We start from the raw sequence: 2,044 nt of genomic DNA on the forward strand, positions 1-2,044 counted from the left end.
AATGGAATACTCATCTTGAAGTTGGCTTCGTGCTTAGATGCTTTCAGCGCTTATCCATTCCGCATATAGCTACTCGGCGATGCAGCTGGCGCCACAACCGATACACTAGAGATGCGTCCACTCCGGTCCTCTCGTACTGGAAGCAGATCTTCTCAATATTCCTACGCCCGCAACAGATAGAGACCGAACTGTCTTGCGACGTTCTGAACCCAGCTCGCGTGCCACTTTAATGGGCGAACAGCCCAACCCTTGGGACCTTCTTCAGCCCCAGGATGTGACGAGCCGACATCGAGGTGCCAAACCTCCCCGTCGATGTGAGCTCTTGGGGGAGATCAGCCTGTTATCCCCGGAGTACCTTTTATCCTTTGAGCGATGGCCCTTCCATACGGAACCACCGGATCACTTGAGCCTGCTTTCGCACCTGGTCGAGATGTCTCTCTCTCAGTCAAGCTCCCTTATACTCATACGCTCTTCGCATGATTACCAACCATGCTGAGGGAACCTTTGCGAGCCTCCGTTACGCTTTAGGAGGCGACCACCCCAGTCAAACTACCCACCACACACGGTCCTCCTACTTCATAGGAGTTAGCATCAGAGTATAAGAAGGGTGGTATTTCAAGGACGACTCCACAACCGCTGGCGCGGCCGCTTCAATGTCTCCCACCTATCCTACACATCTTATACCCTAATGCAATGTGAAGCTGTAGTAAAGGTTCACGGGGTCTTTTCGTCCCGTTGCGGGTAATCGGCATCTTCACCGATACTTCAATTTCACCGAGCTCATGGCCGAGACAGTGCCCAGATCGTTACACCATTCGTGCAGGTCGGAACTTACCCGACAAGGAATTTCGCTACCTTAGGACCGTTATAGTTACGGCCGCCGTTTACTGGGGCTTCAGTTAAGACCTTCGGATTACTCCTAAGCCCCTTCCTTAACCTTCCAGCACCGGGCAGGTGTCAGACCCTATACTTCATCTTACGATTTCGCAGAGTCCTGTGTTTTTGCTAAACAGTCGCCTGGGCCTCTTCACTGCGGCCTCCACAAGGGAGGCGACGCTTCTCCCGAAGTTACGCGTCTAATTTGCCTAGTTCCTTAGCCATGAATCACTCGAGCGCCTTAGGATACTCTCCTCAACTACCTGTGTCGGTTTACGGTACGGGCCGTCATCCTCGCTATTTCTTGGAAGTCGCTTCGGTACACTATCTCCGCAGGCCGTAGCCTTTAGAGTACTATCGGTCAGTTTTACCCAACCTTCAACGTACTATTCCGTCAGTACGCGATACCTACACTCCTCCGTCGCTTTTAGTGGAGACGGGTACGGGAATATTAACCCGTTTGCCATCGGCTTCGCCTGGCGGCTACACCTTAGGACCCGACTAACCCGATTCTGATTAACATCGAATACGGAAACCTTAGTTTTACGGCGAAGGGGTTTCTCACCCCTTTTATCGTTACTCATGCCTACATTTGCTTTTGTAGCCGCTCCACCATGCGTCGCCGCACAGCTTCAGCGCTGACTACAATGCTCCCCTACCACTGAACTTACGTTCAATCCATAGCTTCGGTACCGAGCTTATGCCCGAGTATTTTCCGCGCAGGAACGCTCGACTAGTGAGCTGTTACGCACTCTTTAAATGAATGGCTGCTTCCAAGCCAACATCCTAGCTGTCTGTGCATTCCCACATCGTTCAATTCAACTTAGCCCGAATTTGGGGACCTTAGCTGATGGTCTGGGTTGTTCCCCTCTTGGCAACGGACCTTAGCACCCGCTGCCTCACTGCTGCTACTGTTATGCCGGCATTCGGAGTTCATCAGGGGTTGGTAGGCGGTGAAGCCCCCTAGCCCTATTGGTAGCTCTACCTCCGGCACACATTACACAACGCTGCACCTAAATGCATTTCGGGGAGTACGAGCTATCTCCTGGTTTGATTGGCCTTTCACCCCTACCCACAGGTCATCCGAAAACTTTTCAACGTTTACCGGTTCGGTCCTCCATTGGGAGACTATCCCAACTTCAACCTGCCCATGGGTAGATCACCAGGT

Annotated in this window: 1 rRNA gene; it reads right to left on the bottom strand. The window is 52.3% G+C overall.

The features are described 5' to 3' along the window. Positions 1-2,044 (bottom strand): 23S ribosomal RNA (locus A3850_RS17060); the annotation flags it as partial.

The organism is Lewinella sp. 4G2, from assembly GCF_001625015.1.
Classification (GTDB): Bacteria; Bacteroidota; Bacteroidia; order Chitinophagales; family Saprospiraceae; genus Neolewinella.